We start from the raw sequence: 21,684 nt of genomic DNA, 5'->3' as shown, positions 1-21,684 counted from the left end.
CAATGGATCACCTGTCGGCAGCTCGTATCGCGGCCTGGGGATGACGCGGCGGCGCGGTTCGGCGTAGAGAGGACGCTCGCACCCCCCGCGACGATTGCGTCGCACGGGGTGCAAGCCACCTTGCCGGAGCCTGACATGACCACCGAGACCCTGACCTTGATGCAAGCCGAGGCGCTGGCGACCGCCGCGCTGATCGCCTCGGACACATCGCCCGAAAATGCCGCGTCCACCGCGCGCGCACTGATCCGGGCGGAGGCCGACGGCCAGCGCGGGCACGGGTTGAGCCGGGTTCCTACCTATGCCGCGCAGGCGGCGGTGGGCAAGGTTCGCGGCCATGTCACCCCGGTGATCGAGGACGTAAAACCGGGCGTGTTCCGGGTGGATGCCCGACACGGCTTCGCCTATCCCGCCTTCGATCTGGCCCTGCCGGAATTGACCTTGCGCACGGGCGCGCAAGGAATCGCGGTGGTCGCGGTGCGCCGCTCGCATCATTTCGGGGTCGCGGGGCATCATTGCGAGGCGCTGGCACGGCAGGGGCTGATCGCCTTCGTCTATGGCAACGCGCCCCGGTCTATGGCCCCGTGGGGGGCCGCGAAACCGATGCTTGGCACCAATCCCATCGCCTTTGCCGCACCGATGGCCGGGGCGCCGCTGGTCATCGACATGGCGACGACGACGGTGGCGCGGGGCAAGATCCTTGCCGCGCGGGAGGCCGGACAGAAGAGCATCCCCCAGGGGTGGGCGCTGGACCCCGACGGCCAACCGACAACCGATCCCGTGGCCGCACTGGCCGGCACCGTCGCCCCGATGGGCGGTGCGAAGGGCGCGGCGCTGGCCCTGATGGTCGAGGTCATGTCCGCCTGCCTGGTCGGGGCGGCACTGGGGGCGGAGGCGTCCTCCCTGCTGAATGCCGAGGGCGCCGCGCCCGATCTGGGACAGGTGGTCATCGCGCTCGACCCTGGTCCGATCTCCGGCGGGGCGTTCGACGACCGGATCGCGGCCCTAGCCATGCTGTATGATCAGATGGAAGGTGCGCGCTTGCCCGGATCGCGCAGGCTGGCCGCGCGTGAGGCCGCAGCGCGCGACGGGGTCGAGGTGGACAGCACCTTGCTGTCGAAAATACGTGCAATCGCCGGGCAGGGGTGATCTGTCGGAAAGCGAACGGAAAGGGGACATTCATGCAGGTTATCGGTCAGGTGGACGGGCAGGACGTATATGAGCATGTCCTCGACAGTGGCGCGGCGCAGATCAGCGTCATGAGCCTGGGCGCGGCGATCCGCGATTGGCGCATCGCCGGTGTGGATCGTGCCATGGTGCTGGGATTTCCGACGCTTGCGGATCACCTTGCCCACGCGCGAGCCCACGGAACGGTCGCCGGGCGGGTGGCCAACCGGACAGGCTTTGGCAGGTTCAGCATGAACGGTGAGGAATACCATCTGACCGTCGAGACGCCGCCGCATCACCTGCATGGCGGGCCGGAGGGGCTGGGCCTGAGCCTGTGGCGGATGGAGGCGAACGGCCCGACCGCTCTGCATCTGTCGCATCATTCTCCAGACGGGCATATGGGCTATCCGGGCGCGGTGGATTTCACCTTCGAGATGACCCTGACCGGCACGAAACTGCGGATGGTCATGGAGGGTGTTCCCGATCGGGAGACGCCGATCAACCTGGCCCAGCATAATTACTACACCCTCGGGGCGGAGGGCGTGCGCGATCTGGTGTTCCACGCGGCGGCGGAGGCCTACACTCCGACGGACGAAACCTTGCTGCCCTATGGCCGGATCGACCCGGTGGAGGGCACGCAACACGATTTTCGGACCCCTAGAAGCTCACGCCAGGCGGACCCGGATGAGAAGGGCATCGACACCAATCTGGTGTTGAGCGAGGGACGCCCCTTCGCGGTGCCATGCTGTGTCCTGCGCAACCCCGAAAATGGCGTCACCATGCAGATGTGGACGGACCAGCCGGGGCTGCAAATCTTCAACACATGGCATTTCCGATTCGATGCGCCCCATCATGACGGGCTGATGACCGAAGGCTATCAAGGATTCGCGGTGGAGCCGCAGCATTTCCCCGATAGCCTCAACAATCCGCAATGGCCCTCGATCCTGTATTCGCCGCAACGCCCGTACAGACAGGTTCTGGAGGTCGATATCGCCAAGGGCTGAACGGGTGGTTTTCCCGGCTGAGAAGGGATCGCGAAGGATTTGGTAAGGAACGCACTGTCAGGATGTTCCTCAACCTTCGCGTCCCCACGCCGCCGTCAGCGAAATGTCGCAGGCGAACCTGCCGCTAGGTCATGAAAAATTTCGTCACGGTCCGTGACCTGAACGGATTCTATCCACAGGGTGTGAGCGGTCTGCGAGCAACGCGCCATAAGCGCAATCAATATAGGACAAATCAGCGATCGGGTGCCCTTGGGGATGAAACCCATGCGACTCGGAGCCTGCCTGCGGCATCTAGCGGATCGCTCGATATCAAGCGCAATATCTAGTTTATATGACAAAAAATCCGTTGACGATGCGGGTGCGCAGACTTCATGTTGTGTATCGAAGACGGGCGGACACAAGATGCGGCGCAGGCATCATCAACCGACCCATCATACAGTTCACAGACACCGATCAGGGATGGCCGGCGCCGCCCCTTTCCGCGACAGCGGAAGCTTCCGTGCGCCATCCTGCCGCCACGAGGATAGTATCATGAAGATCGATCGCCGCTTTACCAAAGCCTCCAAGGATGCCTACGCAGCGTTGGAGTTCCGCACGACAACCTCTGAAATCCGCAACCCGGACGGATCGGTTGTGTTCGCGCTCGAAGGTGTCGAGGTTCCCAACGGCTGGTCGCAGGTCGCGTCCGACGTTCTGGCGCAGAAATATTTCCGCAAGGCGGGCGTGCCCGCCGCGCTGAAGCCGGTGAAGGAAAAGGGCGTTCCCGAATTTCTGTGGCGCAGCATCCCGGACGAAAAGGCCCTGGCCGAGATGCCGGAGGGCGAGCGTTTCGGCGGTGAAACCTCAGCCAAGCAGGTATTTGACCGTCTGGCGGGCACATGGGCCTATTGGGGTTGGAAGGGCGGCTACTTCTCGACCGAGGCGGACGCGAAATCCTATTTCGATGAAATGCGCTTCATGCTGGCGGCGCAGATGTCGGCCCCGAACTCCCCGCAATGGTTCAACACCGGCCTGCACTGGGCCTATGGCATCGACGGCCCGTCGCAAGGCCACTTCTATGTCGATTTCGAGAGCGGCAAGCTGGTCCGGTCCAAAACCGCGTATGAGCACCCGCAGCCCCATGCCTGCTTCATCCAGTCCGTCACTGACGATCTGGTCAATGAGGGCGGCATCATGGACCTGTGGACGCGGGAGGCGCGGCTGTTCAAGTACGGATCGGGCACGGGCACGAACTTCTCCAGCTTGCGCGGTTTCAACGAGCCGCTGGGCGGTGGCGGCAAGTCATCCGGCCTGATGTCCTTCCTCAAGATCGGGGACCGGGCCGCGGGCGCGATCAAGTCGGGCGGCACCACGCGCCGCGCGGCGAAGATGGTGATCTGCGACATGGATCACCCCGATATCGAGGCTTTTATCAACTGGAAGGTTGTCGAGGAGCAAAAGGTCGCCTCGCTCGTCGCCGGCTCCAAGATGCATGAGGCGAAGCTGAACGACATCTTCGAGGCGATCCGTCAGTGGGACGGCAAGGAGGCAGACGCCTTCGACCCCAAGGTGAACCCCGCTCTGAAGGCCGCCATCAAGGGCGCAAAAAAGACCGCCATCCCCGAGACTTACGTCAAGCGGGTGCTGGATTACGCGAAGCAGGGCTATACCGCGATCGAGTTCCCCACATACGACACCGATTGGGATTCCGAGGCGTACAACACCGTTGCGGGCCAGAACTCCAACAACTCGGTGCGGGTGACGGACAGCTTCCTCGAAGCGGTCAAGAAGGATCAACCGTGGGAGCTGCTGCGCCGCACCGATGGCAAAGTCGCGAAAACCGTGAACGCACGCGAATTGTGGGACCAGATCGGCCACGCCGCGTGGGCCTGCGCCGATCCGGGCATCCAGTTCCACGATACGGTCAACGCCTGGCATACCTGCCCGGCGGACGGTGAAATTCGCGGCTCCAATCCGTGCTCGGAATACATGTTCCTCGACGATACGGCGTGCAACCTCGCGTCCATGAACCTGCTGACGTTCCTGCACGATGGTGAGTTCGACGTGGACGGTTATGTCCATGCCACCCGTCTGTGGACGGTTACGCTGGAAATCTCCGTGCTGATGGCGCAGTTCCCGTCCGAGGCGATCGCGAAGCGGTCCTATGAGTTCCGCACGCTGGGTCTGGGTTATGCCAATATCGGCGGCCTGCTGATGAACATGGGCCATTCCTATGACAGCGATGAGGGCCGCGCCCTGTGTGGCGCGCTGACCGCGATCATGACCGGCGTCAGCTATGCCACCTCGGCCGAGATGGCGGGTGAGCAGGGGCCGTTCCCCGGTTATGCCAAGAATGCCGATCACATGCTGCGCGTCATCCGCAACCACCGCCGCGCCGCCTATGGCGAAAGCACGGGCTACGAGGGGCTGGCCGTCGCGCCGGTGCCGCTGGACCACGCCAACTGCCCCGATGGCCGCCTGATCAACATGGCGCACGCCGCCTGGGATGAGGCGCTGGCCGAGGGTGAGAAATCCGGCTACCGCAATGCGCAGGTCAGCGTGATCGCGCCGACCGGCACCATCGGTCTGGTCATGGATTGCGACACCACTGGCATCGAGCCTGACTTCGCGCTGGTGAAGTTCAAGAAGCTGGCCGGTGGCGGCTACTTCAAGATCATCAACCAGTCGGTTCCGGCGGCATTGGCCAAGCAGGGCTACGGCTCCGCCCAGATCGAGGAGATCGTTAGCTACGCGGTGGGCCATGGCTCCATCGGCAACGCGCCGGCGATCAACCACACGGCGCTGATCGGGCACGGTTTCGGTGAGGCGGAAATCGCCAAGGTCGAGGCCGCACTGGCCACCGCCTTCGACATCCGGTTCGTGTTCAACCAGTGGACGCTCGGCGTGGATTTCTGCACCGGCACGCTGGGCATCCCCGAGACGAAGCTGAACGATCCCACCTTCGATTTGCTGCGGCATCTGGGCTTCAGCAAGGGTCAGATCGAGGCGGCGAACAACCACGTTTGCGGCACCATGACGCTGGAGGGCGCGCCACATCTGCGTGAGGAGCACTACGCGATCTTCGACTGCGCCAATCCCTGCGGCAAGATCGGCAAACGCTATCTGAGCGTGGACAGCCACATCCACATGATGGCGGCGGCGCAAAGCTTCATCTCGGGCGCGATCTCCAAGACGATCAACATGCCCAACGATGCGACGATCGAGGATTGTCTGGCGGCTTACGATCTGTCTCACTCGCTGGGCGTCAAGGCGAACGCGCTCTACCGTGACGGCTCGAAACTGTCGCAGCCGCTGTCCGCCGCGCTGATCGACGAGGACGACGACGAGCTGGAGGAGGCCCTGATCGAGGCTCCGGCGGGCGAGAAGGCGACCATCCTGGCCGAGAAACTGGTCGAGAAGGTCATCTACCGCGAAGTCGCCAAGGGCCGCAGCAAGCTGCCCGAGCGGCGCAAGGGCTACACCCAGAAGGCCATCGTCGGCGGTCACAAGGTCTATCTGCGCACTGGTGAATACCAGGACGGCAAGCTGGGCGAGATCTTCATCGACATGCACAAGGAGGGCGCCGCCTTCCGCGCGATGATGAACAACTTCGCCATCGCGATCAGCGTCGGCCTGCAATACGGCGTGCCGCTGGAGGAATACGTCGAGGCGTTCACCTTCACCCGGTTCGAACCTGCGGGCATGGTTCAGGGCAATGACAGCATCAAGAACGCGACGTCGATTCTGGACTACATCTTCCGCGAACTGGCCGTGTCCTATCTGGACCGAACCGATCTGGCGCATGTCAAGCCCGAGGGCGAGGTGATGTCCGATCTCGGCCGCGGTGTCGAGGAAGGGGCGAGCAACGTCCGCACCCCCGATGAGGAAGCAACCCAGCATTCGATGGACATGATCCGCCAGATCTCCTCGACCGGCTATCTGCGCAAACGTCTGCCGCATGATCTGACCGTGCTGTCGGGCGGTCTGACCGACTTGGCCGTGACCCCGGTTCAGCAGGCGCAGGCCTCCACCACGGCCGGAATGACGATGGATGCGCGGACCAAGGCGAAGATGCAGGGCTACGAGGGCGATCCGTGCGGCGAGTGCGGCAACTTCACCCTGGTGCGCAACGGCACCTGCATGAAGTGCAACACCTGCGGCGGCACGTCTGGCTGTAGCTGATCGAACAGGGGGCGGGGTCATAGTCCCGCCCTCCACGCGTCAGGCCGCGGGTGAGAAACCGGGCAGTCAATAACCGCAAAGAGCCTGAACAGCGAGACTGGGGTGCCCTTGGGCGCCCCATTTTTCTGGTTAACGACTGATTACTCCCCGAATATCTAAAATGCCGTATATTCAATGGGTTGAAAGAAATCACCTCCGCCCGGTACGTATGAATACCGAGTGGAGGATACGATGACTAATGAGTGGCGATATGCGAACAGCCCGGCGGAAAGCGGTCAGCATGACGTCGCCACGTATAGCGGTCCTGCATCGGACGCGATCAGGGCGCAACTGGCCCTGATCGGCGGTGACATGGGAAGCTTCGAATGGGATATTCCGGCAGGTCTGGTGTATTGCGATGCGCGTCTGGCGCATGACTTCGGACTCCCCCCCGGGCACAAGAGCTACAGCATCGAGGATTTCTTCACTCGCATCCATCCCGACGACGTGCCGGCCATCGAAATGGAGGTCGATCGCGCCATCGCGGATCGTGTGGATTATCATATGGAATGGCGCGTCATCAAAAACGGGGGAGAGATCCGCTGGGTCGGCGGGCGCGGCCGGATCGTAGAGCGGGATCCGACGGGGGCAGCCCTGCGCATGTTGGGCGTGAACTGGGACGTGACTGAACGCAAAGAACAAGAGCAGGCGCTGAAGGCCCTTGCGATGGAGATGGAACATCGGGTCAAGAACGCCTTCGCGATGGTGTCCGCACTCACCGGCATGGCGGCACGGCGCTGCGAGACGCCAGAGGAGATGAAGGAAACGTTGCGCGGACAGATCAGGGCGCTCGGCAAGGCTCACTCGCTGGGCGTATCAGGCACAGGGGCGGGGGATCGTGGCGATGTTGTCATCGCGGATCTGATCCGAACCGCCCTGGCCCCATGGGAGTCGCTGCACCCCGAGCTTTCGCTGCAATCGCAGGTCACGGTCTCCGTCCAGGCGGGGGCGAGCCTGGCGATGCTGCTATACGAGCTGACAACCAACGCCACGAAGTACGGCGGTTTGAGCGATGAGGGCGCAAGGTTAAGCGTATCGTTGCAATGTCAGGCGAATGGCGACGCGGTTCTGACCTGGTGCGAAACCATGCCATCGCGCGCACCGCGTCTGCACCCGAAATCCGGTCTGGATGGCTATGGCACGATCCTGCTGGCACAGGCCGCCCAAACGCTGGACGCGGAACTGACGCGCCTGTTCCACCCGGACGGATTGCGGTTGATCCTCACGATCCCGGTGCATTCGCTGAAATCACAGGATGCGATCATGGCAAAAGTGACTGCCTAGGCCTCAGCGTGGAATCCGTAAGGCCGCCAGAAGCCCACCCAGATCGTTGGATCTGTCCAGCCGCAAGGCGCCCCCATGGCTGCGTGAGACATCTGCGGCAATCGCAAGACCCAGCCCGACCGAGCCACTCTCGTCATTCTGATTGCGTGCCGCATCGAGACGCGAAAACGGACGCAGGGCCTGTTCGCGTTGATCCTCATCGATACCGGGGCCATCATCCTCGACGATATATTCCAGGCTCAACCGTGTCAGCCGCATGGTCAACCGCACCCGATCCCCATAGCGCGTCGCATTCATCAGCAGATTTTGCAGTGCGCGCGAAATCGCGATGGGCCGCAGATCCACCGTCGGCTCATCGGGCGTGTCCGATTCGATCAGCGAGGTAATGCGCGCGCCATCGCGCCGCAGGTTCGCGACCATCGTGCGGGCGATCTCGGCCGGATCGACGGCGCTGGTCTCCTCCATCCCTTCACCTCGGGCGAAGGCGAGGAACCCGTCCAGCATCCGCTCCATCTCCGTCACGTCCTGTATCATGGCGTCAGTATCGGGGCCGGGTTCGGCCAGGCTCAACCCCAGACGCAGCCGTGTGAGCGGTGTGCGCAGGTCGTGACTCACACCTGACAGCATGGATGTGCGCTGTTCAATCTGGCGCTCCAGCCGGTTGCGCATCGACAGGAACGCTCCCCCCGCGCGGCGCACTTCCTCGGCACCACGGGGGCGAAATGCCTCGGACCGGCCCTTGCCGAACGCTTCGGAAACGCGGGCAAGTTCCTTGATCGGGCGGATCTGATTGCGCAGGAACAGAGCAGAGATCGTGGCCAGAACCGCCGAGGCGAAGATCGTCCAGGTCAGCAGCAAGTGCGGGTTCGAGGCAACCATCCGACGGCTGGGCAGAAAGGCCGTAAGGGTGCCGACTTCGGTCGCGACCTGCACCAGCATGATCTTGTCCAGCGATGTCGTGTCGAGGTGGATCGGGCGTTCCAACGTCGTGCGAAGCGCATCATACGCGGCCTGACCCGAAATATCGAACAGCCCTAGCTGGGTGCCCGGCTCGAATCCCGATTCCTCCAGAAACAGCGTAAGGTTCAGCAGCCCGCTGACCGTATCCAGTTGCCTTTCGCGTTGTACGCGGGTGGGGGCTTCCTCCAGCAGGGATATCGCGTAGTTCAGCTCACTCCCAACGGAACGGGCCATCTGCTGGGTCACGCCCTCCACGTGACGGCTGATAAAAAGGGTGGAGGCGACCAGCTGAATTCCGATCACCGGCACGAACAGGATCAGCAGGGTGCGCGAAAACAGGTTGCGCGGCATGTAACGTTTGAGCCATTTAAAACTGATCATGTGATAGGGGTAGGCACTGCGCCCCGGACGTGCAAGCGCGAGGGACAGTCATGAATTACGTTCAAGACAATGTGCGGCGGATCAGCGCCCCGAATGGCGGGCCGATGACCTATACCGGCACACAGACATATCTGGTCGGCAGCGGCGAGGTGGCTCTGATCGATCCGGGCCCGGATATGTCTGTGCACCGGGCGGCAATCATGGCGGCCCTGCAACCGGGCGAGCGGATTTCGCACATCCTGGTTACCCACGCACATCTGGACCACACCCCCCTGGCGCGCAGGATGGGCGACGAACTGAGTGTGCCAGTCTACGGTTTCGGCGATGCCAAGGCAGGTCGCAGCGACACCATGGTCGCACTGGCACAGGCCGGGGCGCATCTGGGCGGGGGTGAGGGGGTCGATGACAGTTTCGTCCCGGATGAGGTTCTGGCAGATGGCGACGTGTTGCACGGCGGCGATTGGGCGTTGGAAGCATGGCACACGCCCGGTCATATGGCCAACCATCTGTGTTTCGTTTGGCATGAGGGTCAGGCGGGATTCTCTGGCGATCATGTCATGGAATGGGCCACGACTCTGGTGTCGCCGCCCGATGGCGATCTGACAGCTTTCATGGACTCTCTGCGCAAGATGCAGGGCCGTTGCGATAGACTCGTTCTGCATCCCGGCCACGGTGAGGCGGTTCGCGATGCAGAAGGTCGCATCGCGGATCTTCTGGCCCATCGTGAAGGGCGCGAGGCGCAGATACTCGCGGCACTGGCGGCAGGTCCGGCCGAAATCTCGACGCTGACGGCGGCGATCTACACCGATGTCGATCCCAGATTGCTGCCCGCCGCCGCGCGCAACGTCTTCGCCCATCTGATCGATCTGCATGGCCGAGGCTTGGTGGTCTGCGATGGCCTGCCCGGCGCGGACGTGGACTGGGCCCTCGGCTGAACCTTCACTTTCGTCCAATATCCTCGCCGGGGGCATCGGCCAGCAACCGCTGGACCACGGCGTTCATGTCGGTCGTTTCGTTGAGGGGCAGGCTCTGCCAATCCTTCATCCGATTGCGAAACCACGTGCGCTGACGTTTCGCATATTGGCGACTGGCGATCACGGCGCGTTCGCGGGCATCGTCCAGCGTCAACTCACCGCGCAGATACGCGATCAGTTCGGGCGCACCGATGGCCTTGGCCGAGGGGCGCGACGGATCCCAGTCGGGCAGGGCAGCGCGGACCTCATCCAAGGCACCCTGGTCCAGCATCATGTCAAAGCGTCTCGCAATGCGGTCGTTCAGCCAGGCGATGTCCGGGCGCAAAACGATGGGCTGTACCGATGAGAGCGGTAACAGCGGTGGCGGCGTCAGGTCCTGCCAGGCCGAGAGGCCACGGCCGGTTGCCATCAGAACTTCCCATGCACGTTGGACGCGCATCGGATTGGCGGTGTCGATCGCGGCGAATGTCCGGGGATCGCGGACGGCGAGATCGGCGCGTAAGGCTTCGGCCGTTAACGCATTGGCCTGCAAGCGGATTTCCTGCGGCACGGGCGGTATGTCGACCAGTCCTTGCGTCAGTGCCGTGAAATTCAGACCGGTGCCGCCCACGATGATGGCACGGGGCGTTGCGGCGAGCACCTCACGGACTTCGCGCAGCCAGTGGCCGGTGGAATAGGGAACGTCCGGGGCGACATGACCGTACAGCCGGTGCGGGGCGCGTGCGGTCTCAGCCGGATCGGGGCGCGCGGTCAGGATGCGCCAGTTGCCGTAGACCTGCAAAGCATCGGCATTGATGATCGTGGCATCAGTACGCTGCGCGAGGTCGAGCGCGAGGCTCGACTTTCCCGACGCGGTGGGGCCGGCGATCAGGATCGGTTTCATTGCGCGATTCCGTTTGCCACATGCACGACCTGTGCGTTCAGACGCGCGGCGTCGCCGGGATCGTGACTGACCATCAGGATGCGCCGCCGCAGCTGTGACAAAAGAGTGATGGCGGCGTCCTTGCGTGAGGCGTCCAGCCCGGTGAACGGTTCGTCCAGCAGCGTCAGGTCGCTGTCGCGCAGCAGCGCCCGTGCGAGCGACACCCGCTGCGCCTGACCCCCCGACAGATCCGCTGGGCGCCGGTCGAGCAGATTCGTGATGTCCAGCGCATCCGCCAGCTCGGCCAGCCCGCCTGTTTCGCGGCAGGCGTAAAGGATGTTGCGCCTCACGCTGAGATGCGGAAACAAGCGCGGTTCCTGAAAGGCCATGGACAGGTTGCGCCGTTGCGGGGGCAGCGACGAAAGGTCCCGCCCCTCCAGCACGATCCGTGCGTCGGGGCAGGGTATCAGGCCGGCAACCGCGTGCAGGGTCAGCGTCTTTCCCGCGCCGGAGGGTCCGTGCAGAACCGTGATACGGGCGTCGGACGCAATGTCCACGCGCAGTTCGAAACCGGTGCGGGCGATGGTGGCACGGATGCTCAACCCACTCATTTCGAGCGTCCCGACAATCGGGCGCGGGTGCGCCGTTCCAGCCATTCGCTCAGCAAGAACGCCCCAAGCGCCGCAATGACCGATACCGTGACCATGCGGGCTGCGGCGGCATCACCATTCGGGGACTGCAGTGCTGAATAGATCGCGATGGGCAGGGTGCGGGTTTCACCGGGAATGTTGGCGGCAAAGACGATGGTGGCCCCGAATTCTCCAAATCCGCGGGCGAAGCCCAGCGTTGCACCGGCCAGAAGACCGGGCAGGGAGAGGGGTAGCGATAAGGTCAGAAACCGCCGAACCGCCCCCGCGCCGTGAATTCGGGCGGCGTCCTCCAATTTCGGGTCGAGCGCCTCGATCGACAGGCGACAGGCGCGGACCATCAGCGGAAAGGCCATGACACCCGCCGCGATCCCGGCGGCCAAAGTGGTGAACGGCAGCGTGATGCCGAGCGCGGCAAGCGGTGCCCCGACCGGCCCATTGCGACCGAAGACCTGTAACAGCAGATACCCCACAACGACGGGCGGCAGGACCAAGGGCAACTGGATTGCCGCCTTCACCAGACCCTTGCCCCAGAAATGCCGCCGCGCCAATGTCCACGCCGCCAGATAAGCCAGCGGCAGACCGACGGCGGTCGCCCCGGCGGCGACCTGTAGCGACAGCGCGAAGGCCTGCCATTCTGCGGGTGAAAGCGTCATGATCTTGCCCTAGCGCGGCGCGCGGCGTTGGTCCAGCCGCCGAAGGTCGTATGACCGAACGGATGCGGGCCGACGGGAAATCAGATCAGTTCCGCGGCGATGGCGGCGGCGAGCCGGGCATTGTTGTGCACCAGCGCGATGTTCGCGGTCAGGGACGCGCCATCGGTCAGCTCGAAAATTCTTTGCAACAGGAAGGGTGTCACCTGCTTGGCCGCGATGCCCTGCGCAGTCGCTTCCTGCAATGCGCGCTCTATGATCGGGTCGATGGTGGCTTTTGCGATCTCCTCCGCCACGGGGATCGGGTTTGCGACCAGTTGTCCGCCCGGCAGGCCGAGCGTGCCGCGCATCCTCTGGGCCGCTGCGATCTGTGCGACATCGTCCATTCGCAGCGGGATCGGGTGGGACGATTGCGCCGACCAGAAGGCAGGCAGAGTGTCAGTGCGATAACCGATAACCGGCACGCCGAGGGTTTCGAGCACTTCGAGCGTCTTGGGCACGTCCAGGATCGCTTTCGCCCCGGCCGCCACGACCGTGACCGGGGTTTCGGACAGCTCACGCAAGTCGGCGGAGATATCGAAGGTGTCCTCCGCCCCGCGATGCACGCCGCCGATGCCGCCGGTGGCAAAAACCTCGATCCCGGCCAGATGAGCGCAGATCATCGTTGCAGCGACAGTCGTCGCGCCGGTCGCACCCGTCGCGAGGGCAGCGGCCAGATCGGCACGGGACAACTTCATCACGTCCTTGGTCTGCGCGAGCGTGTCGAGCGTCTCCGCCTCCAGCCCGATGCGGATCTGCCGGTCGATAATGGCGATTGTCGCCGGGGTTGCCCCTGCATCGCGCACCGTCTTTTCGACCGCAAGCGCGGTGTCGCGGTTCTGCGGCCACGGCATTCCGTGTGTGATGATGGTCGATTCCAGTGCCACGATGGGTCTGCCTGCCGCACGGGCGGCGGAAACTTCGGTGGAAAAGGTCAGCGGAAGGGTCATGGGGTGAGTCCTTGCAAATGGTCGGCGGCACAGGCGAGGGCGGCTTCTAGCGCGTCACCGGGGGAAGCGCCAGACAGATGCGCATGCATGAACCCCGCAACGGTGGCGTCGCCCGCACCCGTCACGCCGGCTGTCACCGTAATAGGGGGCGGGTCGCGGCTGATCCTGCACTGCGATGTCGCCAGCCCAGCCGGTTTGGGACCGTCCGTCACCAGGGCCATGCGTGCGCCCATCTCGACTAGCTGGGCCGCAAGCTGCGCGGTCTCACCTTCGCACCCAGTCAGTGCCATCGCTTCGGCACGGTTCAGCAGGGGAACCGCCCCCCGCGCGATCAATGGGGCGAGACCGGCCGCACGGACCGGACTTGCGGGGACGAGATACATGTCGCGATGCGTCAGGGTCGCCAGCGCATCGGACGGCAGATTGCCATCCACCACGACAGGGCCGTCGCAGGCATTGATCGTGGCAATCACTTGCGCGGCATGCTGGGTCAGCGCGGCAGTGTCAGCGACAGCGGCGACAAGATCGCCATCCGCCTGCTCTATGGCAAGGTAGCTGTCGGTCGCTTCACTGCGGTGCACGCGCAGGTCGATCCCCATTGTGCGCAGGATCGCGCACAGCTCTTCACCCGCCGGATCGCGCCCGATACATCCGGCCAGCGCCACAGGCCGACCCAGCCGCGTTAGGTGGCGTGCGATATTTCCCGCCACGCCCCCTGGGCGCCGCCGCACCGTGCCGGGCACGTCGTCGCCCCGACCGACAGCCCTGTCGGCGCGGGCGATGATGTCCCAGTGAACCGAACCCGCACATAGCAGCATCATCCCACCCATCCCAGAACCGCCGTCAAGGTGAGGACCGACAGGATCGTGGAAAACAGGATGGCGGAAGAGGCCCTTTGCGGTGCGACATCATAGTGTTGCGCGATGATATAGATATTGCCGGCAACCGGCATGGCGGAGGTGGCGATCATCATCGCGGACAAAAACGGTTCCAGATCGAACAGGTACAACGCGAAGATCGCAACCAGCAGCGGATGCAGCACCAGCTTGAGCGACGATAGCCAAAGCGCCACGCTGGGCCGCTCGGCTGACTTTCCCGCCAGACTGGCACCGATGGCGAACAGGGCGGCAGGGGTAGCCGCCGCACCGAGGATTGTCATGAACTCCCCCATCGGCACGGGCATGGGCAGATCGGCGAGCGACCACAGCAGACCGGCAGCGATGGACATTACCATCGGGTTGGTCAGCAACCCCTTGCCGATGGTCAACACGATTGCGGGCTCCAGCTTTCCCCGGCTGCCGGTTATCACGGCGACGACGAGGCTGCCGAAGATCAGCAGATCGACGCTGAGCACCATCAGGACCGGGGCCGCGGCCCGTGGTCCGAACAGGCCCACCAGCATCGGAATGCCAAGGAAACCGACATTGCCGATGACCGCGCATTGCGCCTCGATCGCGGCGACGGAGGCCGTATTGCCGCGCAACAGGGCGACGCCCGTCGCAAGGACGTAAACGAGGATAGATGCCGCCAGATAGCACAGCAGAAACGGCACGTTCGCGATCTGCGAGAACTCCAGCGTCGCGGTGAAATTGAACAGCATCGCGCTGAGCGCGAACCAGAAGACGAACTTGGTCAGGGCAACCGCGGCTTCCTTGCTGAAAAATCTAGTCGCGGCGGAGATGTAGCCCAGCCCGATCAACAGAAAGAAGGGCAAGATCTTCAAGAATATGGGGAGCATGTCACGTCCTGTCAGGTCTGCCCCCGGTTTAAGGGATCGGTGCGGGGTTGCAAGCGTGGGAGCCTCCGGCTGTAGCGGGTCACCGACTTTTGCACTTCGGGACATCTTAATTTGCAACACTAGCCATCCGACAGGCTAGGTGCAGGTTTGTCGAAGGCTGCGTTCGCTCGAAGCTTAAGGCCAGCCATAGAAAGGAGTGCGCGGTTCCGCTCGCGAGCTGACTTCAATGCAGAACTCCATTCGATTACATCGATAACGGTATTCTGCGTTGCAAAGGACCTTCGACGTCCGGTGCCATTGTCGATGGGCTCCCATCGATCCAACTCATTTTCTAATAGTTGGGGGGTGAAGTCTGCGATAGCTAATCCGTAGAATTGGCAATCGTTGCTTATTCGGATAGATCGGCGGCCGAAGCCCTCGATCCTACCTCCTCTAATCTGAGCAACATACTTCATTATCTGAGATTCAATAAGATCCGCAGAGCCATACTTGGTCCGCCCCGGCCGCTTCAATTCCACTATGAACACACGCGAGAGCGGTTCAATATCATCGACGTCGCCATTCCCATACGGCTCTTCAATCGGCGCTAAACCAAAGCCAGTATTCCACAGCAGGATGTCTGGGCGGTCACTCGATGGGGAGTTGCTCACAGTTTTACGGAGCTGTTGATCTGAAGAAAATCCAGCAGTGTATGTTAGGCGTTCATCGAGTATCCAGAGATCGTGGCTCGACCTTACAATATCTGCTGGATCAGTTCCCATAGTTCGCATAGGGGCGAGCAGGGTATGCAGCGTGTTCTCTAAATGATTTGATGCTGGCGTTCCCTCCTCCGTATCACGGACCCGTCTTATCATACGATCAAGAAGCTCCAGCACCACTTTCCGACGCGCTGCGTGATGTGCGAGTGACGTGAGCTCGTTTGCTTGAATACCCCTTGCTGCCGTCGCTACCAGTTCAGAAAAATTCTCTGGAAGCCTGTCGCCGGTGACTACGGTACCAACGAGTTCGCTAAGCTGTTTTTCCCGCTCATTTTCCCGTCGCATGCGCAGCACGGAAAGCGATCGCACGAATGCTTCCGGGCTAGATGCATTATGCGGAATGCTCTTTTCAAACAGTTCGTCGGGATCTTGGAATGCAAAAATTGGCTGGTCAGCTAAGAAGCTATTGAACGCTTGGCGACGGTCGGCTTCCCAACTTTCAAATTGATCTGCAAAGACTTCCGCTCGAACGAAATCAACGACTGTGCGCGAGATTTCCGCGAGGTCATTTTCAGGAATTGTGAATGCAGTTCTGCTCTCCGCTGTACGCTCATCCAGATAGGTCGATGATAGGATTAAGTGCATCCTTAGATCTGATCCTTCGCTGGTCTGGAAATTACCACCACCGACAAGATCATCGATTTTTCTAGTTTCGACGGTCCGGCCATTGCCTTGTCTGACGTCAGCACCCATGGCACAGATTTGTGGATTTGAATAAGGTGTCCGTCGTCATATAAAATGGGACATCAGAGCGGCTTGAGCATTGGAGGCTCTGGCTCGTTTGTATGATTGATTATGCTGCTTGTTTTTGATGTTGCAAGCGGCGTTGTCGGATTGTCTGTTTCTTGATCTTTGCCCTTTCCCTTAGAATGGCTTTGTCTCGCCCGAAGTAGACGTCGGCCGGTGTGACGTTGTTTAGGCTCTCGTGGTAGCGTTGGTTGTTGTAGTAATCGACGAAGGCCCCTATTTGGCGTTCGAGATCACCGGGTAGGTAGTAGTTCTCGAGCAGAACCCTGTTCTTCATGGTCTGGTGCCAGCGTTCGATCTTGCCTTGGGTCTGCGGGTGGAATGGCGCGCCGCGGACATGCGTCATTTTCTGATCCTCCAACCACTTGGCCAGATCGGCTGAGATGTAGCATGAGCCGTTGTCGCTGAGCAGACGTGGCTTGTGCCGCACAATGGCCTGGTCGCAGCCTGATGCTGTCAGAGCCAGTTCAATCGTGTCTGTCACATCTTCGGCCCGCATATTTGTGCAGAGCTTCCAGGCGATGATGTAGCGGCTGTAATCGTCCAGGATCGTGCTGAGATAATACCAACCCCAGCCAATGATCTTGAAGTAGGTGAAGTCAGTCTGCCACATCTCGTTGATTGCCGTCGTTTTGTCTGTGAACTCATCAGCGGCCTTGATCACCACGTAGTCCGGTGCGGTGATTAGATCAGCCGCTTTCAAAATACGGTAAGCCGATGACTCAGAGATAAAATACCGCTTCTCATCGGTGTATTTGACGGCAAGTTCCCGTGTGGTCAGGGCCTCATGTTCCAATCAGGTCATCACGACGGACATTAGGAATGCGGTTCCAGACCGATCCTGGGCGTGGGGACCTATCAGCCAGCCCATCCAGGCCAAAGTCGACATAGAGATCATACCATCGATAGAATGTTGTGCGTGGGATACCCAGCATGTCGAGGGTCTGCTTGACTGGCAGATGTGACCCCTCAACGGTGCGGATAATCTCAAGCTTCTCAGATGCAGGGTACCTCATTCCGCGAACTCCCCAGCCCCTGTCATGCTTTTTTTGAGCAGACGGTTTTCAAGGGTCAGATCAGCGACGCATTCTTTCAGGGCCAAAGCCTCAGAACGCAAATCCTTTACCTCAGGCGATGTGGCCTGTCGCGCCGTGTCGCCAGATAACCGGCGCTTGCCAGCTTCGAGAAATTCCTTCGACCAGCTATAATACAGGCTTTCAGCAATACCCTCCCTGCGGCATAGCACCGAGATGCTTTCCTCGCCGCGCAGGCCTGCCAATACAATGCGGATCTTTTCTTCAGATGAATAGGTTTGCCGCGTCTTGCGGCGGATGTTCTTAACCACCTTTTCGGCGGCGTCTTTCGACGTCTGGGGTTTCTTTGTCATCTCGATCTCCTAATCGATAAGATGAACCAGAAATCCTTCCTTATTCAAATCCACAAATCTGTGCCATGGGTGCTGACGTCAGACAAACTTGGATGGGGGCCTCGGGAGCCCGGCGGACGCCGATGCCGAAGCACAGAAGCATTGCGATATTTTTGGCAAGCAAGCCGAGCGCACTGGCACAAACTTGAAGAATGATGCTGATTTGCCAGTGTTGGTCATGACCCAATTTTATTACAACTGCGTATGAATCGCGTCCCAGTTAAGTATGCTCTTCATTGCCACCGAAATCGGCCAACTAGCTGTATTATTTACCTAAAGCCCGAACTGGGACGTGTGGACTGAACTTTTCGATCAGCGTCCCAGTTCCAGCCTCTGTTTTGGGTGGGAATTATGACCGTTCCCACCACTGGTCTCCGATGTTGAAACAGCGTTAAACCCAGTTTTTATTGGCCTTGAAACCATTTCAAAACGTTCTTGAAACGATATCCACCACACTGCAGTCAGGCACTGCAGATCGCGCTCACAGCACCACTTTACCCATCACACTGCAAATTTGCCCACCGACCCCGGACAGGCCACCTGAAGCCGTAATTACCCTTATTTCACTAGCCATCCGCGATCTTCCGCATTCTCCCTGAGACTTCCGGGTTCAATGCAGATATTGGTGTCCCCTTACACCGGCGGGGATATTTGAAGACACAAGATGACGCGCGCCACCGTCCGTTATCTTCTGTCCCGAAATATCCAGGGGTCCGGGGCCGTGCCCCGGTAGGTGAGGACAGACCGGCACTTGCCTTCCGCGGGAAAGCGGTCTAAAGGCACCCCACTGAAACCGCAGGCGGGGACGGGCCGGTCGGGGAGAAATTCCGCACGGTCCACCGGTTGGGCAAAACGCCCTCTCCCCCGCCGAGGCGAAACCGGAAAAGGAAAACGACGATGGCTCTTCCCGAGTTCACGCTTCGTCAGCTGTTGGAAGCTGGCGTACATTTCGGCCACCAGAAGCACCGCTGGAACCCCCGTATGGGTGAGTATATCTACGGTGATCGCAATGGCATCCACATCATCGATCTGACACAGACCGTTCCCCTGCTCGACGCCGCGCTGCAGGCCGTGCAGCAGACTGTCGCCAAGGGTGGCCGTGTTCTGTTCGTCGGCACCAAGCGTCAGGCGCAAAAGCCCGTCGCGGATGCGGCTGAGCGTTGCGCGCAGTACTACATGAACCACCGCTGGCTGGGTGGCACGCTGACCAACTGGAAAACCGTTTCCAACTCGATCCAGCGCATGAAGACGCTGGATGAGCAGTTGAGCAGCGAAGGTGCGGGCTACACCAAGAAAGAGCGCCTGCAACTCGACCGGGAGCAGAACAAGCTGACCGCATCCCTGGGCGGCATCCGCGACATGGGCGGCGTTCCCGACATCATCTTCGTCGTGGACACCAACAAGGAAGCGCTGGCCATCGCCGAAGCACGCAAGCTGGGCATCCCCGTCATCGCGGTTCTGGATTCCAACTCCAACCCCGAGGGCATCGACTATCCGATCCCCGGCAACGACGATGCGGCCCGTGCGATCGCGCTGTATTGCGACCTGATCGCCCGCGCGGCGCTGGACGGTATGGCCGATCAGCTGGGCGCGGCCGGTGTTGATCTGGGCGAGATGGAAGAAGCGATGGGCGAAGACGCCCTGGCAGAGGCCGGCGCAGAGGGCTGATCGCCCCGCGCATGACGTACCAACTGAAACGCGCTTCCGCCTGACGGGAGCGCGACCGAGTTTTTCAGGAGAGATAACATGGCAATCACCGCTGCAATGGTGAAGGAACTGCGCGACACGACTGGCGCAGGCATGATGGATGCGAAAAAGGCCCTGACCGAGAACGACGGCAACATGGAAGCCGCTGTGGACTGGCTGCGGACCAAGGGTCTGGCCAAGGCTGCCAAGAAATCCGGCCGTATCGCGGCAGAGGGTCTGGTCGCCGTCAAATCCGAGGGCGGCGTCGCCGTCGCGGTCGAGGTGAACTCCGAGACCGATTTCGTGGCACGCAACGGCGATTTCCAGAAAATGGTCGGTGACGTGGCCGACGTCGCGATGGGCGTGAACTCCACCGAGGAACTGGCCGCCGCGGATATGGGCGGCAAGTCCGTCACCGACGCGATCACCGCCAAGGTTGCCACGATTGGTGAGAACATGTCCCTGCGCCGCATGGCGAAGGTCGAGGGTGAGAGCGTCGCGTCCTACGTGCACGGCGCCATCGTCGAAGGCATGGGCAAGATCGGCGTCGTCGTCGCCTTCAAGGGGGACAACGCCGCGTTCGGCAAGCAGGTCGCGATGCACGTCGCAGCCACCAACCCCGCCTCGCTGTCCGAGAGCGATCTGGATCAGGCGCTGGTTGAGCGTGAAAAGCAGGTCCTGACCGATCAGGCCCGCGAATCCGGCAAGCCGGAGGCCGTGATCGAGAAGATGATCGTTGGCCGCATGAAGAAGTACTTCGAGGAAGTCACGCTGCTGAACCAGAAATTCGTGATGAACCCTGACGTGACCGTCGCGCAGGCCGCGAAGGATGCAGGCGTCGAGATCGTCGCCTATGCCCGCGTCGAAGTCGGCGAAGGTATTGAGAAGGAAGAAGAGGATTTCGCTGCGGAAGTCGCGAAAACCATGGGCGGCTGATCCCGCCCGACTTTCTGATACTTTGCGCCGTCCGGGTATACCGGGCGGCGTTTTGCGTTACGGCTGGCGGCCCGCGACACGCGGTTTCCCAGCGTCATCGTCGCCACGATAGCGCATGTTGTCTTTGCTGATCTCGATGATTTCCCGGTCCAAAGCCAGCTCTTCATTAGCCAAGCTCGCCTAGCAGCAGAACATGACCTCGGTCCAGTGCCAGTGGCCCGACAGGGTGAGTCCGCCGAAAAACCGGTGATCCGTCCGTCAGCGTGAATCGTGAAACCGACATCGTCGATGCGATAATTGCGGCCAGCGCAGTGCCTCCGAAAATCCGCTTGGATACGATACGGCACCATTTCATCTTCAAATCCTCGACATGATTGTCGGTCTCGGTCTCGGTCTCGGTCTCGGTCCGTTCGGTTCCGTTTTTCAGCCCATGCAGCCCGTCGATTCAAGGGGATCAGTGGCGCGGGCCGCATTACAGCCCCCCTATTGTTCGTCTTCGCGTTATTAGGTCAGAAGACTTGACGTGAATGAGAATCTGCGCAACTTGGTGGAATGACAATGCTGCACCGCAACAACGAAGCTGGCCAACTGGCACGGCGCTACGCTCACTGGGAGGGGACGGCGACCGTCCATTCCTGGTTGGAGGATATTCAGGGCATTGGCGCGGGGGTCGTTGTTACGGCACTGGGGCTGGCACTGTATCAGACCGCTGGCCTGGTCACGTCGGGCATGGCGGGGCTGGCGCTGGTTCTGTCCTACGCAACGGGATGGGATACGGGAATTTTGTTCTGGCTCCTGAACTTGCCGTTCTATCTGCTGGCAATCCTGCGTATGGGCTGGGCGTTCACGATCAAGACGTTCGGGGCAATTACTGGTCTGTCGGTTCTGGTTTCACTACAGGGCAGGTGGGTCACGATGGTCGATCTGCATCCGGGATATGCCGCAGTTGCGGGGGGTGTTCTGGTCGGCTTCGGTCTGTTGGGACTTTTCCGGCACCGCGCCAGTCTGGGCGGCATCGGAATTCTGGCGCTCTACCTTCAGGACCGCATGGGATGGCGGCCGGGCCTGACTCAGTTGGTCCTGGATCTCGGCATATTCGCGGTTGGCATGTTCGTCTTGCCGTGGGGGGCAATGGCGTGGTCGTTGCTGGGGGCGTTGGTCCTGAACCTGTTTCTGACGGTGAACCATCGCCTGGACCGGTACATAGCGCGCTGAACGATCAATCTGCGATCGGCGCCGATCGGCACCTCGCGTACATATGCGGTGTCGCCTCCC

Annotated in this window: 16 protein-coding genes and 1 pseudogene; 8 read left to right on the top strand and 9 right to left on the bottom strand. The window is 61.5% G+C overall.

Features of this window, described 5'->3' with window-relative positions; all coding sequences use genetic code 11:
* Positions 1 to 135 precede the first annotated feature (135 nt).
* The 4 genes from G8E03_RS10985 to G8E03_RS10970 all read left to right on the top strand — a co-directional run bounded on the left by G8E03_RS10985 (position 136) and on the right by G8E03_RS10970 (position 7,652).
* Complete coding sequence (locus G8E03_RS10985) at positions 136 to 1,146, top strand: Ldh family oxidoreductase (RefSeq protein ID WP_166191665.1); 1,011 nt, start codon at positions 136 to 138, stop codon at positions 1,144 to 1,146.
* A 32-nt stretch (positions 1,147 to 1,178) separates the two neighbouring features.
* Positions 1,179 to 2,168, top strand: coding sequence for an aldose epimerase family protein (locus G8E03_RS10980; RefSeq protein WP_166191662.1), 990 nt, complete (start codon positions 1,179 to 1,181; stop codon positions 2,166 to 2,168).
* 531 nt (positions 2,169 to 2,699) lie between these two features.
* Positions 2,700 to 6,329 carry a vitamin B12-dependent ribonucleotide reductase gene (locus G8E03_RS10975; RefSeq protein ID WP_166191659.1) on the top strand — a complete coding sequence of 1,210 codons (3,630 nt, stop codon included), beginning with the start codon at positions 2,700 to 2,702 and terminating at the stop codon, positions 6,327 to 6,329.
* A gap of 231 nt (positions 6,330 to 6,560) precedes the next feature.
* Entirely contained in the window at positions 6,561 to 7,652 is a 1,092-nt protein-coding gene (locus G8E03_RS10970) for a sensor histidine kinase (protein WP_166191656.1), read from the top strand.
* 3 nt (positions 7,653 to 7,655) lie between these two features.
* Here the strand turns inward: G8E03_RS10970 and G8E03_RS10965 are convergent, their stop codons facing one another.
* Positions 7,656 to 8,993 carry an ATP-binding protein gene (locus G8E03_RS10965; RefSeq protein WP_166191653.1) on the bottom strand — a complete coding sequence of 446 codons (1,338 nt, stop codon included), beginning with the start codon at positions 8,991 to 8,993 and terminating at the stop codon, positions 7,656 to 7,658.
* A 50-nt stretch (positions 8,994 to 9,043) separates the two neighbouring features.
* Between G8E03_RS10965 and G8E03_RS10960 the strand changes: the two genes are divergently transcribed.
* Positions 9,044 to 9,928 (top strand): MBL fold metallo-hydrolase, encoded by an 885-nt coding sequence (locus G8E03_RS10960; protein ID WP_166191650.1) that lies wholly within the window; start codon positions 9,044 to 9,046, stop codon positions 9,926 to 9,928.
* A gap of 4 nt (positions 9,929 to 9,932) precedes the next feature.
* Here the strand turns inward: G8E03_RS10960 and miaA are convergent, their stop codons facing one another.
* The 8 genes and pseudogenes from miaA to G8E03_RS10920 all read right to left on the bottom strand — a co-directional run bounded on the left by miaA (position 9,933) and on the right by G8E03_RS10920 (position 17,748).
* Positions 9,933 to 10,850: a tRNA (adenosine(37)-N6)-dimethylallyltransferase MiaA gene (gene miaA / locus G8E03_RS10955; RefSeq protein ID WP_166191647.1), complete on the bottom strand. Its 918-nt coding sequence runs from the start codon at positions 10,848 to 10,850 to the stop codon at positions 9,933 to 9,935.
* Positions 10,847 to 11,440: an ATP-binding cassette domain-containing protein gene (locus G8E03_RS10950; protein WP_166191645.1), complete on the bottom strand. Its 594-nt coding sequence runs from the start codon at positions 11,438 to 11,440 to the stop codon at positions 10,847 to 10,849. Before G8E03_RS10950 ends, miaA begins: the two co-directional genes overlap by 4 nt.
* A complete protein-coding gene (gene modB, locus G8E03_RS10945) occupies positions 11,437 to 12,132 on the bottom strand; it encodes a molybdate ABC transporter permease subunit (RefSeq protein WP_185804602.1) in 696 nt (231 codons plus the stop codon). The genes G8E03_RS10950 and modB overlap by 4 nt, the downstream gene beginning before the upstream one ends.
* An 80-nt stretch (positions 12,133 to 12,212) precedes the next feature.
* Entirely contained in the window at positions 12,213 to 13,118 is a 906-nt protein-coding gene (locus tag G8E03_RS10940) for a pseudouridine-5'-phosphate glycosidase (protein ID WP_166191642.1), read from the bottom strand.
* Positions 13,115 to 13,939, bottom strand: a complete 825-nt coding sequence (locus G8E03_RS10935) for a PfkB family carbohydrate kinase (protein WP_166191639.1) — start codon at positions 13,937 to 13,939, stop codon at positions 13,115 to 13,117. Before G8E03_RS10935 ends, G8E03_RS10940 begins: the two co-directional genes overlap by 4 nt.
* Positions 13,936 to 14,856, bottom strand: coding sequence for an AEC family transporter (locus tag G8E03_RS10930; RefSeq protein ID WP_166191636.1), 921 nt, complete (start codon positions 14,854 to 14,856; stop codon positions 13,936 to 13,938). Before G8E03_RS10930 ends, G8E03_RS10935 begins: the two co-directional genes overlap by 4 nt.
* A 119-nt stretch (positions 14,857 to 14,975) precedes the next feature.
* Positions 14,976 to 16,307 carry a hypothetical protein gene (locus tag G8E03_RS10925; RefSeq protein ID WP_166191633.1) on the bottom strand — a complete coding sequence of 444 codons (1,332 nt, stop codon included), beginning with the start codon at positions 16,305 to 16,307 and terminating at the stop codon, positions 14,976 to 14,978.
* A 100-nt stretch (positions 16,308 to 16,407) separates the two neighbouring features.
* Positions 16,408 to 17,748 (bottom strand): annotated as a pseudogene (locus G8E03_RS10920) (IS3 family transposase).
* 936 nt (positions 17,749 to 18,684) lie between these two features.
* Here G8E03_RS10920 and rpsB point away from each other — a divergent pair.
* The 3 genes from rpsB to G8E03_RS17465 all read left to right on the top strand — a co-directional run bounded on the left by rpsB (position 18,685) and on the right by G8E03_RS17465 (position 21,624).
* Positions 18,685 to 19,455: a 30S ribosomal protein S2 gene (gene rpsB / locus G8E03_RS10915; RefSeq protein WP_166191630.1), complete on the top strand. Its 771-nt coding sequence runs from the start codon at positions 18,685 to 18,687 to the stop codon at positions 19,453 to 19,455.
* A 78-nt stretch (positions 19,456 to 19,533) separates the two neighbouring features.
* Positions 19,534 to 20,409 carry a translation elongation factor Ts gene (gene tsf, locus G8E03_RS10910; RefSeq protein ID WP_166191627.1) on the top strand — a complete coding sequence of 292 codons (876 nt, stop codon included), beginning with the start codon at positions 19,534 to 19,536 and terminating at the stop codon, positions 20,407 to 20,409.
* Between the two features lie 552 nt (positions 20,410 to 20,961).
* Positions 20,962 to 21,624 (top strand): YitT family protein, encoded by a 663-nt coding sequence (locus G8E03_RS17465; protein ID WP_240910333.1) that lies wholly within the window; start codon positions 20,962 to 20,964, stop codon positions 21,622 to 21,624.
* Positions 21,625 to 21,684: the final 60 nt, after the last annotated feature.

It is taken from the genome of Pontivivens nitratireducens, from assembly GCF_011290545.1.
GTDB lineage: Bacteria > Pseudomonadota > Alphaproteobacteria > Rhodobacterales > Rhodobacteraceae > Pontivivens > Pontivivens nitratireducens.
The sequence above is the reverse complement of the archived record's forward strand: the minus strand, read 5'-3'. Positions and strand labels throughout refer to the sequence as shown.